Origin of the sequence: Planotetraspora mira (assembly GCF_016863275.1) — a bacterium.
GTDB classification, from domain to species: Bacteria; Actinomycetota; Actinomycetes; order Streptosporangiales; family Streptosporangiaceae; genus Planotetraspora; species Planotetraspora mira.
Genome location: NZ_BOOO01000001.1, coordinates 197,710 through 211,012, shown reverse-complemented (window position 1 = coordinate 211,012; position 13,303 = coordinate 197,710). Strand labels below are relative to the sequence as shown.

The window sequence follows — 13,303 nt, the reverse complement described above, 5'->3', positions numbered from 1 at the left end:
CGCAGGGATGGTGTGCGATGTCCTCCTCAGGATTGCCCGTATTTCCTACCAAGTCAATTGGTAATCTCGGAAAGCCGTACAGTGCCGGGGGGAACGTCCGGCCGAGGAGGTCATGTGAGCGTGCTGATCGATCGGCCGAACTGGCCCGGCCCGCGTGGGCTGCTGTGGTCGCACCTGGTCAGCGACGTCTCCTACGAGGAGCTGCACGCGTTCGCCAGGGTGCTGGACGTGCCGGAGCGGGCGTTCGACCGCGATCACTACGACGTGCCCGAGACGGTTTACGACCGCGCGGTCGAGCTTGGCGCGGAGCCTGTGCCGAGCGGCGAACTCGTCCGCCGGCTGCGGGAGGCGGGGCTGCGCCGGCCCAAACACCGCCCCGCCGCGCCACCCGTCCCTGAGCCGGTCCCGCGCCAGACCTAGCCGCCGAGCGTGGCCAGCTCGCGAGTCATGTTCTCCCTGGCACGGCGGTCCCACAGATCGCGTGCGCGGGCCGTGCCGTACAGGTGGTCGTTCGACAGGAGCCGCCGCAGGACGGCGGCCCTGCCCGCCCGGAACAGGTCGTCGGGGACGTGGCGATACTCGGCCCGTACGGCTCTCGCGTAGGCCGCGTAATCCTCCGGGGAGCCGCCGAGGACGGCCAGATCGGCGTCGCACAAGACGGCCGCGTCCGTGTCGCCGGAGCCGTAGGAGTGATCGGCGGTCACCCGCACCAGGCGGACGACCTCGCGCACCCGTTCGGGCGTGACGCCGCACGCGGGGAGGCGGGCCTGCGCCAGCTGGGCGCTGCGCTCCTCGTCCCATCCCGGGCGGCCGTCGTAGACGGCGTCGTGGAACCAGGCGGCGAGCCGTACGGCGCCGACGTCCCCGGCCAGGCCGGCGAGCGGCTCGATCGCGTCGAGCACGGCCCGCAGATGCGTCGCGGTGTGGTAGCGCCGGTGCGGCTCGGCCCACCGCGCCGCCAGCTCGGCGGCCAGCGCACTCGCCGCGGGAGACCCGGGAAGCCCCAGAGGATTCGTCACGTCCACGACGGTAGAGGGCCCCTGTGTGATCGTGGCAACGATCGGCCCGTGAAAGGCGGGCGTTTGGCGGAATCGGCCAGAGCGTTCGCGAGCCCCCGGCGCGTAGCCTGAGAGGATGCTGGGAGGCACAACGAAGGCGTCCGACATCGACTCTCCCGCGACGGTGGCCGAGCTGCTCGCCAGGCACGATTACCTGGCGGACGAGGGGCTGGCCACCGCGGCGTTTCTCGCGCTGAGGATGGGCCGCCCGCTCTTCCTCGAGGGCGAGGCCGGAGTGGGCAAGACCGAGCTGGCCAAGACCCTGTCAGCGGTGCTCGGCGCCCCGCTGATCAGGTTGCAGTGCTACGAGGGCCTCGACGCCGCGCAGGCCCTCTACGACTGGGACTTCGCCCGCCAGTTGCTGCATCTGAAGGCGGCCGAGGCGACGGGCGTGACCGACGTCAGGGCGCTCGAGGGCGAGATCTACGACAGGCGCTTCCTGATCGCCCGGCCTCTGCTCCAGGCCCTCGAAACCCAGCCCAGCGTGCTGCTGGTCGACGAGATCGACCGCGCGGACGACGAGTTCGAGGCGTTCCTGCTCGAGGTGTTGTCGGACTTCACGATCTCGATTCCCGAGCTGGGCACGATCAGCGCCGCCACGCCTCCCGTCGTGGTGGTCACCTCGAACCGCACGCGTGAGGTCCACGACGCCCTCAAGCGGCGCTGCCTCTACCACTGGCTGGAGCACCCCGGCTTCGAGCGCGAGGTCGCCATCCTCCTCAGGCGCCTTCCCGAGTGCACGGAACGGCTGGCCACGGAGGTCGCACGGACCGCCGGCCTGCTGAGGGCCGCCGACCTCGTCAAGCCGCCGGGGATCGCCGAGACGCTCGACTGGACCGAGGCCCTGCTGACGCTCGGGGCGACCGACTTCGACCCGGGCCTCGCGGCCGCCACCCTGGGCGCGGTGCTGAAGCACCGCGAGGATCAGGAACTCGTGCGGCGCGACGGCATCCTCCTCGCGGGCGCGGCCACGGGCGCGGGCGGGGGCATGGCCACAGGCGCGGGCGCGGCCAGAGGTGAGGCGGGCCGCCGTGCCTGAACCCCGATCCGGCGGAGCGCGGGACCTGGTCGCCACGATGACCGGGTTCGCCCGCACGCTCAGGGCCGCCGGCGTCGGGGCCGACCACCAGCGCACCCAGGGCTTCCTGACCGCCCTCGGCCATCTGGACGTCGCCGCCGAGCGCGACGTCTACTGGGCCGGCCGGCTGACGCTCTGCGCCGGGCCGGACGACCTCGCACGGTACGACCGCTGCTTCGCCGCCTACTTCGCGGGGGAGAGGCCGAGGCCCGGCCGTTCCCGGACGACGGTGACCGTCACACGGCTCGTCGCCGAGCCGTACGGCTCCCGCGGCCAGGAGGAGGCGGGCGAGCAGAGCGCGGTGCCGGCCACGGCCAGTGAGATCGAGGTGCTGCGGAACCGGGACGTCGCGCGGATGACCGCGGCCGAGCGGGAGCAGGTCAACCGGATGCTGGCGCTGCTGCGCGGAGTGCGGGAGCGGCGGGGCTCGCGGCGGTTCACGCCCGCCCACAGCGGTGTGCTCGACAGCCACCGCACGGTCAGGGAGGCCATCAGGCGGGGAGGGGAGCCCGCGCGCCTCCGCATGCGGACCCATCGGGACCGGCCGCGCCGGGTCGTCATGCTCGTCGACGTCAGCGGTTCGATGGCGCCGTACGCGGACACCCTGCTGCGATTCGCGCACGCCCTCGTCCGGGCCGAGCCGCGGGCGACCGAGGTGTTCAGCGCGGGGACCCGCCTCACGCGGATCACCGCGGAGCTGCGTCATCGTGATCCCGACGTCGCCATGCTCGCGGTCTCCAGGGCCATCCCCGACTGGAACGGCGGGACCCGCCTCGGCGAGGAGATCAAGGCACTGCTCAGGCTCGCCGACCCCCGGGGCGCGACGGTCGTGATCGCGTCCGACGGATGGGAGCGCGGCTCCCCGGAGATCCTGGGCGCGCAGATGGCGCGGTTGTCGCGGCTGGCCCACCGGGTGGTCTGGGTGAACCCGCACAAGGGAGATCCGGCGTACCGGCCGCTCACCGCGGGAATCATGGCGGCGTTGCCGTACATCACGGACTTCGTGGCCGGCCACAGCCTGGCCGCGTTCGAGGACCTGGCCGCCCTGCTGGCGGCCGGGACCCGGGGATCGGCCCGCACAGGGAGGCGTAGTCATGCGTGACGTCCTTTCGCAGATCGTGCGCTGGTGGGAGGCGGGAGAGCGGTTCGGGCTGGCCACGGTCGTCGGCACCTTCCGCAGCGCGCCCCGGCCTCCGGGCGCCTCCATGGCCGTCCTCGGCACCGAGGCCGTCGGCAGCGTGTCGGGGGGTTGCGTCGAGGGAGCCGTCTACGAGCTCGCCCACGAGGTCGTCGACGCGGGGGCGCCGGTCCTCCAGCGATACGGCGTGAGCGACGATGACGCCTACTCGGTCGGCCTGACCTGCGGCGGGATCATCGACGTGTTCGTCGAGGACGTCTCGCGGGAGACCTATCCCGAGTTGGGGGAGATCGCCGCGTCGATCGAGCGGCGCCGCCCTGTCGCCGTGGCCACGATCCTGTCCGGGCCGGGGACGGTGGGGGCGCGCCGTGTCATCTGGCCGGACCGGCCCCCGGGTTCGGCTTCCGGATCGCTGGGCTCGGCCCGGCTCGACGCGGCGGTGGACGACGACGTCCGGGGGATGCTGGCCCAGGGGATCACGGGCATCCGCCGCTACGGGGCCCAGGGAGAAAGGCGGCTCGACGACCTCCAGGTGTTCGTCCAGTCCTTCGCGCCCGCCCCGCGCATGCTGGTGTTCGGCGCCATCGACTTCGCGGCGGCCGTCGCGCGGATCGGCAAGTTCCTCGGCTACCACGTCGTCGTCTGCGACGCCCGCCCGGTGTTCGCCACGACCAAACGCTTCCCGGACGCGGACGAGGTCGTCGTCAAGTGGCCGCACGACTACCTGTCGACGGTGCAGGTCGACGAGCGGACGGTCATCTGCGTCCTCACGCACGACCCCAAGTTCGACGTCCCCCTGCTGGAGGTGGCCCTGCGCACCCCGGCCGCGTACGTGGGGGCGATGGGGTCGCGCCGCACGCACGAGGACCGGCTGGCACGGCTGCGCGAGGCCGGTCTGAAGGACGAGGACCTCGCCCGGCTGAGGTCGCCGATCGGCCTCGACCTCGGCGCCCGTACGCCGGAGGAGACCGCCGTGTCGATCGCCGCCGAGCTGATCCAGCTCCGGTGGGGCGGCACCGGGCGCTCGCTGACGGACACCAGCGGCCGCATCCACGGCGACTCCATCACATGACCACGGGCACGCGGGTCGCGGGGGTTCTGCTCGCCGCCGGCGCGGGGAGCCGCTTCGGGGCGCCCAAGGCCCTGGTCGAATTCGGGGGAGAGCGGCTCGTCGATCGCGGTGTGCGCCTGCTCCGCGACGGCGGTTGCGATCCCGTCGTCGTCGTCCTGGGCGCGGCCGCGGCCGACGTCCCCGATGTCACGGTGGTCCACAACCCCGACTGGGCCGGGGGGATGGGGTCCTCCCTGCGCGTGGGGCTGGGCGCGCTGCCCGCCTCAGCGGAGGCCGTGGTGATCGCCCTGGTCGACCAGCCGCTGATCACGGCGGAGGCCGTACGGCGGCTCGCCGGGGCGTTCGAGGCGGGCGCCGCCGTCGCCGTGGCGACCTACGGCGGTGCGCCGAGGAACCCCGTCCTCATCGCGCGGGCCCACTTCGCGGAGGTCGTCCGGATGGCCGCGGGCGACGTCGGGGCGCGGCCGTTCCTCCGGGCGCATCCCGATCTCGTCACCGCGGTGCCCTGCGACGACGTGGGCGACCCCGCCGACATCGACGTCCCCGCCGACCTGAGGTCGCTCGACGGCCGATGATCCCTCCCGCCTGGGTTGGAGTAACCTCTCAATGCCGCATGAAACGGAACAACATTCGGTATTCGGTCCGGGAAGGATGTCGGGATGCGCATCGGGATGGCACTCAACTATGCCGGGGGCTTCAAGGAGACCGTGGCCGAGCTCGGCGACTTCGAGAAGGCCGGGCTCGACATTGTGTTCGTCGCCGAGGCGTACAGCTTCGACGCGGTCAGCCAGATGGGCTACATCGCCGCCCGCACCGAGCGCCTCCAGATCGCCTCGGGCATCCTGCCGATCTACTCGCGCACGCCCACGCTGCTCGCCATGACCGCGGCGGGCATGGACTACGTCTCCGACGGCCGGTTCACGCTGGGGCTCGGGGCCAGCGGACCGCAGGTCATCGAGGGTTTCCACGGCGTCCCTTACACCGCTCCGCTGGGCCGTACCCGCGAGATCATCGAGATCTGCCGCAAGGTGTGGAGGCGGGAGAAGCTGGAGCACGCGGGCAAGCACTACACGATGCCCCTCCCGGGCGGAACAGGCCTGGGCAAGCCGCTCAAGCTGATCAACCACCCGGTCCGGGAGCGGATCCCGATCGTGGTCGCGGCCATCGGCCCGCAGAACGTCGAGCTCACCGCGGAGCTGGCGGAGGGCTGGGAGCCGATCTTCTTCATGCCGGAGAAGGCCGGCGAGGTGTGGGGCCCGTCGCTGGCGGCCGGCCGGGCGCGCAGGGACCCCGAACTGGGCGAGCTGGACGTCATCGCCCAGGCCGTGCTGGCGATCGGCGACGACGTCGGCGACGTCCTGGAGCTGGGCCGTCCGATGGCCGCCCTCTACATCGGGGGCATGGGCGCCAAGGGCAAGAACTTCTACAACGACCTCGCCCGCCGCTACGGCTACGAGAAGGAGGCCGAGCGGATCCAGGACCTCTACCTCGAGGGCAAGAAGGACGAGGCGGCCGCCCTGGTGCCGCAGGAACTGCTGGAGAAGATGTCGCTGGTCGGGTCGGAGGGCCATGTCAGGGAGCGGCTCGCGGCCATGCGGGAGGCCGGGGTGACGACGCTCAACGTGGCCCCCTTCGCCCGCACGCACGAGGAGCGCCTGAGGCTCATCGAGAAGATCAAGACGCTCACCGCCTGACCCGGTGTGACGGCCGGGGCCTGCGGAGGGTCATCCGCCGGCGGGGGCCAGGCAGGCCCGGAACGCCGTCTCGAGCCGCGCCTCCAGTGCGGCGAGGTCGGCGTCGTGGAGCCCCTCGGGGCCCAGCAGCCGGCGGAGCGACCCCGCGCCGAGGATGATCACCGTCGCGAGCAGGGCCCGTTCCCGTGCCTGCGGCCCCGGCAGCCGGGCGCTGATCGCGTCGACGAGCCCGGTCTCGACCCGTGCCGCCAGGACGGCCCGGATCTCCGGGCTGGTCCCGGCCCGGTCGAGCATCCGCACGAGCGGTTCGGAGGCGCCGGTGCGCAGCCGGTGGGCGACGTGTTCCGCCAGCCGCGAGGGCATCTCCGCGGGGTCGCCCTCGATCGCGGCCGTCACCGTGGACGCCGTGATCAGCACCGTCGCGAAGAGGTTCGCCTTCGACCCGAAGTAACGGTTCACCAGGGCGACGTTGGCCCCGGCCGCCGACGCGATCATCCGTACGGTCACCTGGTCGTAGCCGTGCTCCGCGAACAACTCCGCGGCGGCGGCCAGGATCCGCTCGCCGGTCGCCTCACGGTCTCGTGTCACGAGGCGCACACTAGCGTGACACGAGGGTAAACAAGCGTATACTTGAAAAAGAAACTAAAGGACAATCCGGACGAACATGCGTCTCGGTGGAACCAGTGAGTGAGGGGAATCCGTGGCGCAGGAGACCGTCCGCGAGGACGCGCGGCGCACCTACACGCACCGTGAGATCTTGAAGATCCTTTCCGGGTTGCTGCTCGCCCTGCTCACCTCGATGATCTCGACCTCCGTGGTCGGCACGGCCCTGCCGACGATCGTGGGGGACCTCGGGGGACAGGAGCAGCTGTCGTGGGTCGCGAGCGCGACCCTCCTGACGCTGACCGTCTCCACCCCCCTGTGGGGCAAGCTCTCCGACATCTTCGGCCGCAAGCTGATGTTCCAGGTCGCGCTCGGTCTGTTCGTGGCGGCCTCGATGGTCGCCGGCCTGTCGCAGAACATCGGCATGCTCATCGCCGCGAGAGCCGTACAGGGTCTCGGGACCGGCGGTCTGTCCGCGCTGGTCCAGGTCATCCTGGGCGACGTGGTCCAGCCCCGCGAGCGTGGCCGCTACTCCGGCTACGTGGGCGCGGTCTTCGGCGTGTCCACCGTCGCGGGGCCGCTCCTCGGCGGGTTCCTGGTCGACGCCGACGGGCTCGGCTGGCGCTGGTGCTTCTACGTGTGCGTGCCGCTCGCGATCGTGGCGTTCGCCGTCATCCAGAGGGTGCTGAGGCTGGAGCACGTGAAGCGGGACACGCGCATCGACTGGTGGGGCGCCGCCACCCTGACCGGCGGAGCGACCTCGCTCATGCTCCTGTTGTCGCTCGGCGGGCACGAGTTCGACTGGAACTCGTCCTGGACCTACGTCCTGGGCGCACTCACCGTCGTGTTCTGCGGTCTCGCCGTCGTGGCGGAGCGGAAGGCCGCCGAACCGATCCTCCCGCCACGCCTGTTCCGCGACCGCACGTTCCTTCTGGCCAGTACGGCCTCGCTCTTCGTCGGCCTCGCGCTGTACGGCGTGCTGATCTACCTGCCGCAGTTCCTGCAGATCGTCAAGGGGCTCATGCCCGCCAGGTCGGGCCTCATGACGCTGCCCCTGGTGCTGGGCCTCTTCGTGGCCTCGATCACCTCCGGGCGCGTCGTCACCCGCACGGGCAGGTGGAAGCTCTTCCCCCTCGTCGGCATGCTCCTCGTGGCCGCGGGCCTCGGCCTGCTCTCGCGGCTCCAGCCGGACTCCACCTTCCTGGTGATCGGCGTGGACATCGCGATCCTCGGCGTCGGGCTCGGCATGAGCATGCAGATGCTGATCCTCGCGGTGCAGAACTCGGCCGAGCGCAGGGATCTGGCGGTGAGCACCTCGGGCGTGTCCTTCTTCCGCAGCCTCGGCGGCGCGGTGGGCGTGGCCGCCTTCGGCGCCATCCTCACCAACGGGGTCAAGTCGGAGATCTCCGCGAAGCTCGGGACCACGACCGCTCCGGCCGCGAAGCTCGACCTGGGCACGCCGGAGGCCATCCGCGCCCTGCCCGCCGCGGTGCACGACATCGTGATCCAGGCGTACTCGTCGGCGATGCACACGGTGTTCCTCGTCGGCGTGCCCGTCGCCGTCCTCGGCTTCGTCGCGGTGGTCTTCCTGCGCGAGGTCCCGCTGCGTTCGGCCGACCGGCCCCCGGCGGCCGGCGGCCAGGACCGCCACGATCACGACACCCGGCATCCCCGGCACGCCAAGACCTCCTGACCGTCGCGTCGTCCCGCGAGCGCGTCCGCAAAGCTGCCCCGGGCGCCCGAGCGCGTCCGCAAAGCTGCCCCGGGCGCCCGAGCGCGGCCGCAAGCCTGCCTCGGGCGCCGGAGCGCGGCCGCGGGGCGGAGCGGCGGCCGGATCCGGCGTAGGCTCCATCCGTGCCTCATGCCTCCCGCCGCGCCCGCCTGGCCGCGGAGCTCCCCGACCACGGCGCCTCGGCGATCCTCGTCACCTGGCCCGTCAACGTCCGCTACCTGACCGGCCTGTCGAGCTCCAACGCCGCCGTGCTCGTGGACTCCTCGGGCGACGCCGTCCTCGCCACCGACGCCCGATACATCGAGACCGCCCGGCGCCGGTGCCCCGACATCGAGCTGATCCAGGACCGCGACGTGGCCGGAGTCCTGGCCGCGCGGGCCGGAGGCTCCCCGGGCGGCCTGCTCGTCGAGGCCGACCACATGCCGGTCGCGCAGTTCAGGGCACTCGGCGGCGACGACCGCCTGACGCCGGTCAGCGGCGTCGTCGAATCCGTGCGCCGGATCAAGGACGACGGGGAGATCGAGTCGCTCCGCCGCGCCTGCGCGATAACCGACGAGGCGTTCTCCCTGGTGATCGGCCGCATCCGGCCAGGTGTGACCGAGCGGGAGATCGCCCGCTGGCTGGATTTCCGCATGATGGAGCTCGGGGCGGAGAAGCCGGCCTTCGACTCGATCGTCGCCTCAGGCCCCAACGGCTCCATCCCGCATCACTCGCCCTCGGACCGCCCGATCGAGGCCGGCGACCTCGTCACGATGGACTTCGGCGCGCTCTTCGACGGCTACCACGCGGACATGACCCGCACGGTCGCCGTCGGCGAGCCCGCCGGCTGGCAGCGGGACCTCTACGAGCTCGTACGGCAGGCCCAGCGCGCCGGACGTCATGCCCTGCGGCCGGGGGCGACGGCGCGCGAGGTGGACGCGGCCGCACGCGAGCTGATCACCGAAGCGGGTCACGGTGGACATTTCGGGCATGGGCTCGGTCACGGAGTGGGACTGGAGATCCACGAGCTCCCGTTCCTGGGCCCGGACAAGACCGGTAGACTAGAGGATCGAGTTCCGATCACCGTCGAGCCCGGGGTCTATCTGCCGGGCAGGGGCGGGGTGCGCATCGAGGACACGCTGGTGACGCGTGACGATGGGCCGGAGCTCCTCACACTGACGACCAAGGAGCTGCTCGTCCTGTAAGAGCAGCCGCAAGCGGGAGCGACCACACGTGGCGACGACGAACGACCTGAAGAACGGTCTGGTGCTCAAACTCGACGGCGGTGACCTCTGGACCGTCGTGGAGTTCCAGCACGTCAAGCCCGGCAAGGGCGGAGCGTTCGTCCGCACCAAGCTGAAGAACATCATGTCCGGCAAGGTCGTGGACAAGACCTTCAACGCCGGCGTCAAGGTCGAGGTGGCCAACGTCGACAAGCGGGAGATGCAGTACTCGTATCTCGACGGTGAGGACTACGTCTTCATGGACACCGAGACCTACGACATGCTGCACGTCTCCCGGGCGGCCGTCGGCGACACCGCCAACTACCTGCTCGAGAACATGACGGCCACGATCGCGATCAACGAGGGCAACGTCCTCTACATCGAGTTGCCCGCGGCCGTCGAGCTCACCATCGCGGAGACCGAGCCCGGTCTCCAGGGCGACCGGTCCACCGGCGGCACCAAGCCCGCCAAGCTGGAGACCGGCGCGGAGATCAAGGTCCCGCTCTTCATCACCACCGGCGAAAAGGTCAAGGTCGACACTCGCAGCGGCGAGTACCTCGGTCGGGCCTGAGGTGTCGGCTCGGGGCAAGGCCCGACGGCGTGCGCTGGACATCCTGTTCGAGGCCGAGGCCCGGAGCGAGAACCCGCTCAGCGTGCTCGCCGAGCGGGTCGAACGATCGGATCCACCGGTCAACGAGTACACCTCAGCCCTGGTCGAGGGTGTGACCAGGCACCAGGGCCGGATCGACGAGCTGATCTCCACCTACTCCGAGGGCTGGACGCTCGAGCGCATGCCGGCGGTCGACCGGAACATCCTGCGAGGAGGCACCTTCGAGATGCTCTCCTCGGAGGAGGTGCCCGAGGGCGTGGTCATCAGCGAATGGGTGCATCTGGCGGCCGAGTTGTCGACCGACGAGTCGCCGCAGTTCGTCAACGGCCTGCTCGCCCGGTTCAAGCAGCTCAAGCCGTCGCTCTCGCTCTGAGGGCGCTCCGGCGTCGTGCCGCGGCCGGGCCGTCGGCGCGGCCTGGCACGGCGCACGCGACAATGCGAGTAACAAGGGCACTGCTGGAGTAGGGAGGGCCGGGCGTGCGTGACGCACCGCGGCAGACCGTCGTGTGGAGGGCGCTCCGCGCGGTCCTGGCGGACCGGGTGGCGGCGACCGGGCGTGAGTCGCTCGACATCGTGGACGCCGGAGGCGGCACGGGCGGCTTCGCCGTACCGCTCGCGAAGCTCGGGCACGCCGTCACGGTGGTGGACCCGACCCTCGACTCGCTGGCCGCGCTGGAGCGCCGCGCCGCCGAGACCGGCGTGGGCGTCAAGGGCCTGCAGGGGGACGCGGCCGATCTCGGCGAGATCCTGAAGCCGGACAGCGCCGACCTCGTGCTGTGCCACAGCGTCCTCGAGTACGTCGAGGACCCGGCGGGCGCGCTCCGCGCGGTCAGGGGCATCCTGCGCGCGGGCGGCGTGGTGAGCGTGCTCGCGGCCAACCCGTTCGCGACGGCGATCCACCGCTCGCTGGCGGGCCACTTCGACGAGGCCCGCCAGGTGCTCGCCGACTCCTCGGGCCGCTGGGGCGACCGCGACCCGACTCCGCGGAGGTTCTCCCGCGACGCCCTGTCGGGCCTGCTCACCGAGGCCGGTTTCACCGTGGGCGAGGTCCACGGCGTGAGGATCTTCGCCGACCTCGTGCCGGGGATGCTGGCCGAGAACGACCCGGAGGCGCTGATCGCGCTGGAGCAGGCGGCGGCGACCCACCCCGTGCTGCGCGACATCGCCACCCAGCTCCACGCCATCGCCTACCGGTGAGGCGCCCGCAGCGATCATCGGCCGCGTATCGAACCGGCTCACACGAACCCGAGTTGTCGCAACAATGTTCGGGTATGGTGGCGGGGTGTCCCGGAACCAGCTGCTACCTCGGGAGCCCTCACCCCGGGGTCCCGCCGACGACAGCGGCTGCCCGATCCTCCATGTGGACATGGACGCCTTCTTCGCCAGCGTGGAGTTGCTCGACCGTCCCGAGCTGAAGGGCACCCCGGTCATCGTCGGCGCGCCCGGCGCCCGCGGCGTGGTCCTCAGCGCCACCTATGAGGCCAGGCGGTTCGGCGTCCACTCGGCGATGCCGATGACGCGGGCCCGCCGCATCTGCCCGCAGGCGACGATCATCCCGCCCAGCCACGGGAAGTACTCCGAGGTCTCCAAGGGGGTCATGGAGATCTTCCAGGCGATCACCCCCGAGGTGGAGCCGATCTCCTCCGACGAGGCGTTCCTCGACGTCAGCGGCGCCCGCCGCAGGCTCGGCACGTCCACGGCGATCGCCGAGCTGATCCGCGGGCAGGTGGCGGAGCGCTACGGCATCACCTGCTCGGTCGGGGTCGCGAGCAGCAAGTTCGTGGCCAAACTCGCCTCCCGCCAGTGCAAGCCCGACGGCCTGCTGGTCGTCCCGGCCACGGCGGTGGTGGAGTTCCTCCACCCGCTTCCCGTCGCCGCCCTGTGGGGTGTGGGGGAGCGCACGGAGCAGGCCCTGGTACGGCTCGGCATCAGGACGGTGGGGGATCTGGCCCAGGTGCCGGTTTCCACGCTCCAGCGCGAGTTCGGGGCCGCCGGGGCCCATCTGGCGGCTCTCTCCTGGGGGCGTGACGAGCGTCCCGTGGTGCCCCATACGCCCGACAAGAGCATCGGCAACGAGGAGACGTTCTCCCACGACGTGGACGACCCCGAGGCGATCAAGCGGGAGTTGCTGCGGCTGTCCGAGCGGGTCGCGGCCCGGCTCAGGGCGGCCGGCCATGTCGGCCGCACGGTCAGCGTGAAGCTGCGCCGCGCCGACTTCACCACCATCACCCGGTCGCGCACGCTCCGTGAGCCGACGGACGTCGCGAAGGAGATTTACGCCACATCTTGTGAGCTCTACGAGGCCGCCGGCCTGGATCGCGTGCGTCTCAGACTGGTCGGAGTCCGGATGGAGAACCTCCGGCCGGCTGCCACGGCGACCCGTCAGCTGGGTCTCGGAGACAGGGAGACGGGCTGGCGTGAGGCCGAACAGGCGATGGACAAGGCGATTCGGAGATTCGGCCCAGAAGCAGTCCGCCCGGCCTCGCTAGTTCAGCGTCCGTTTGGTCCAATGGATCTATGACGTCACCTCCGGTTTGGACCGCGTTGGACGTTTTCTTTCGCCTACGTCTACAGCCTCGTATTCTGGGGATAACCGACCGCGAGGTTCGGACACCCCGTGTCGTCCGTTGCCGTCTTCCCCTAACTGGGGCTGTCCTTGGGAGGCGCCGTGCCGCTGTCTGAGCACGAGCAGCGCTTGCTCGACCAGATCGAGCAGGCCCTCTATGCCGAGGACCCGAAGTGGGCCAATACCGTCCGGATCAGTGACCCGCGCAGCCATTACAAGCGGCGCCTGGTGAAGGCCTCCGTCGGCTTCGCACTGGGTGTCGTCCTGTTGATGGTGGGCGCCGTGGCGAACCAGATCCCGCTCGGCGTGGCCGGGTTCGTGGTCATGCTCGCCACCTGCTTGTGGGGCCTGTCCGCCTGGAAGCGCATGAGCGGGTTCGGAGGCGATGGCGCGGCCGCGACGCAGAACCGCGGCCGTCGTCCTCAACGTCAGGGCTTCATGGAGCGCATGGAGGAACGCTGGCGCCGTCGTCACGACGAACGCTGAGCGCTCCTCCCGCACTCCGGGCGCGCCCCTGTCCGGGGGCCGCGCCCGCGGGCCCCGGCCAGAC

General features: G+C 71.4%; 15 protein-coding genes. 13 read left to right on the top strand and 2 right to left on the bottom strand.

The window, feature by feature from the left end:
• The first annotated feature begins 114 nt into the window (after positions 1-114).
• Positions 115-420, top strand: a complete 306-nt coding sequence (locus tag Pmi06nite_RS00940; RefSeq protein ID WP_203950839.1) for a DUF4031 domain-containing protein — start codon at positions 115-117, stop codon at positions 418-420.
• Here the strand turns inward: Pmi06nite_RS00940 and Pmi06nite_RS00935 are convergent.
• Positions 417-1,019: an HD domain-containing protein gene (locus tag Pmi06nite_RS00935; RefSeq protein WP_239113431.1), complete on the bottom strand. Its 603-nt coding sequence runs from the start codon at positions 1,017-1,019 to the stop codon at positions 417-419. The two genes, Pmi06nite_RS00940 and Pmi06nite_RS00935, sit on opposite strands and share 4 nt — an antisense overlap.
• Positions 1,020-1,134: 115 nt before the next feature.
• Here Pmi06nite_RS00935 and Pmi06nite_RS00930 point away from each other — a divergent pair, with 115 nt between their 5' ends.
• From Pmi06nite_RS00930 to Pmi06nite_RS00910, 5 genes are all read left to right on the top strand, one after another.
• Positions 1,135-2,097 carry an AAA family ATPase gene (locus Pmi06nite_RS00930; RefSeq protein WP_203950837.1) on the top strand — a complete coding sequence of 321 codons (963 nt, stop codon included), beginning with the start codon at positions 1,135-1,137 and terminating at the stop codon, positions 2,095-2,097.
• On the top strand, positions 2,090-3,238 hold the full coding sequence (locus Pmi06nite_RS00925; RefSeq protein WP_239113429.1) for a vWA domain-containing protein: 1,149 nt from the start codon (positions 2,090-2,092) through the stop codon (positions 3,236-3,238). Before Pmi06nite_RS00930 ends, Pmi06nite_RS00925 begins: the two co-directional genes overlap by 8 nt.
• Positions 3,231-4,346, top strand: coding sequence for an XdhC family protein (locus Pmi06nite_RS00920; RefSeq protein WP_203950836.1), 1,116 nt, complete (start codon positions 3,231-3,233; stop codon positions 4,344-4,346). The genes Pmi06nite_RS00925 and Pmi06nite_RS00920 overlap by 8 nt, the downstream gene beginning before the upstream one ends.
• A complete protein-coding gene (locus Pmi06nite_RS00915) occupies positions 4,343-4,921 on the top strand; it encodes a nucleotidyltransferase family protein (RefSeq protein ID WP_203950835.1) in 579 nt (192 codons plus the stop codon). Before Pmi06nite_RS00920 ends, Pmi06nite_RS00915 begins: the two co-directional genes overlap by 4 nt.
• Positions 4,922-5,005: 84 nt before the next feature.
• Positions 5,006-6,040 carry an LLM class F420-dependent oxidoreductase gene (locus Pmi06nite_RS00910; protein ID WP_203950834.1) on the top strand — a complete coding sequence of 345 codons (1,035 nt, stop codon included), beginning with the start codon at positions 5,006-5,008 and terminating at the stop codon, positions 6,038-6,040.
• Between the two features lie 30 nt (positions 6,041-6,070).
• Here Pmi06nite_RS00910 and Pmi06nite_RS00905 read toward each other — a convergent pair whose 3' ends face one another.
• Positions 6,071-6,628 carry a TetR/AcrR family transcriptional regulator gene (locus tag Pmi06nite_RS00905; protein WP_203950833.1) on the bottom strand — a complete coding sequence of 186 codons (558 nt, stop codon included), beginning with the start codon at positions 6,626-6,628 and terminating at the stop codon, positions 6,071-6,073.
• Positions 6,629-6,740: 112 nt separating this feature from the next.
• On the opposite strand from Pmi06nite_RS00905, the gene Pmi06nite_RS00900 reads away from it, so the two are divergent.
• The 7 genes from Pmi06nite_RS00900 to Pmi06nite_RS00870 all read left to right on the top strand — a co-directional run bounded on the left by Pmi06nite_RS00900 (position 6,741) and on the right by Pmi06nite_RS00870 (position 13,239).
• Positions 6,741-8,336, top strand: coding sequence for an MDR family MFS transporter (locus tag Pmi06nite_RS00900; RefSeq protein ID WP_203950832.1), 1,596 nt, complete (start codon positions 6,741-6,743; stop codon positions 8,334-8,336).
• A 161-nt stretch (positions 8,337-8,497) separates the two neighbouring features.
• Positions 8,498-9,559, top strand: a complete 1,062-nt coding sequence (locus Pmi06nite_RS00895) for a M24 family metallopeptidase (protein WP_203950831.1) — start codon at positions 8,498-8,500, stop codon at positions 9,557-9,559.
• Between the two features lie 28 nt (positions 9,560-9,587).
• Entirely contained in the window at positions 9,588-10,148 is a 561-nt protein-coding gene (efp, locus tag Pmi06nite_RS00890; RefSeq protein ID WP_203950830.1) for an elongation factor P, read from the top strand.
• A 1-nt stretch (position 10,149) separates the two neighbouring features.
• Positions 10,150-10,560 carry a transcription antitermination factor NusB gene (gene nusB, locus Pmi06nite_RS00885; protein ID WP_203950829.1) on the top strand — a complete coding sequence of 137 codons (411 nt, stop codon included), beginning with the start codon at positions 10,150-10,152 and terminating at the stop codon, positions 10,558-10,560.
• A gap of 104 nt (positions 10,561-10,664) precedes the next feature.
• A complete protein-coding gene (locus Pmi06nite_RS00880; protein ID WP_203950828.1) occupies positions 10,665-11,384 on the top strand; it encodes a methyltransferase domain-containing protein in 720 nt (239 codons plus the stop codon).
• 85 nt (positions 11,385-11,469) lie between these two features.
• A complete protein-coding gene (locus Pmi06nite_RS00875; RefSeq protein WP_239113426.1) occupies positions 11,470-12,708 on the top strand; it encodes a DNA polymerase IV in 1,239 nt (412 codons plus the stop codon).
• A 147-nt stretch (positions 12,709-12,855) separates the two neighbouring features.
• Positions 12,856-13,239 carry an SCO2097 family morphological protein gene (locus Pmi06nite_RS00870; RefSeq protein WP_203950826.1) on the top strand — a complete coding sequence of 128 codons (384 nt, stop codon included), beginning with the start codon at positions 12,856-12,858 and terminating at the stop codon, positions 13,237-13,239.
• The last annotated feature ends 64 nt before the right edge of the window (positions 13,240-13,303 follow it).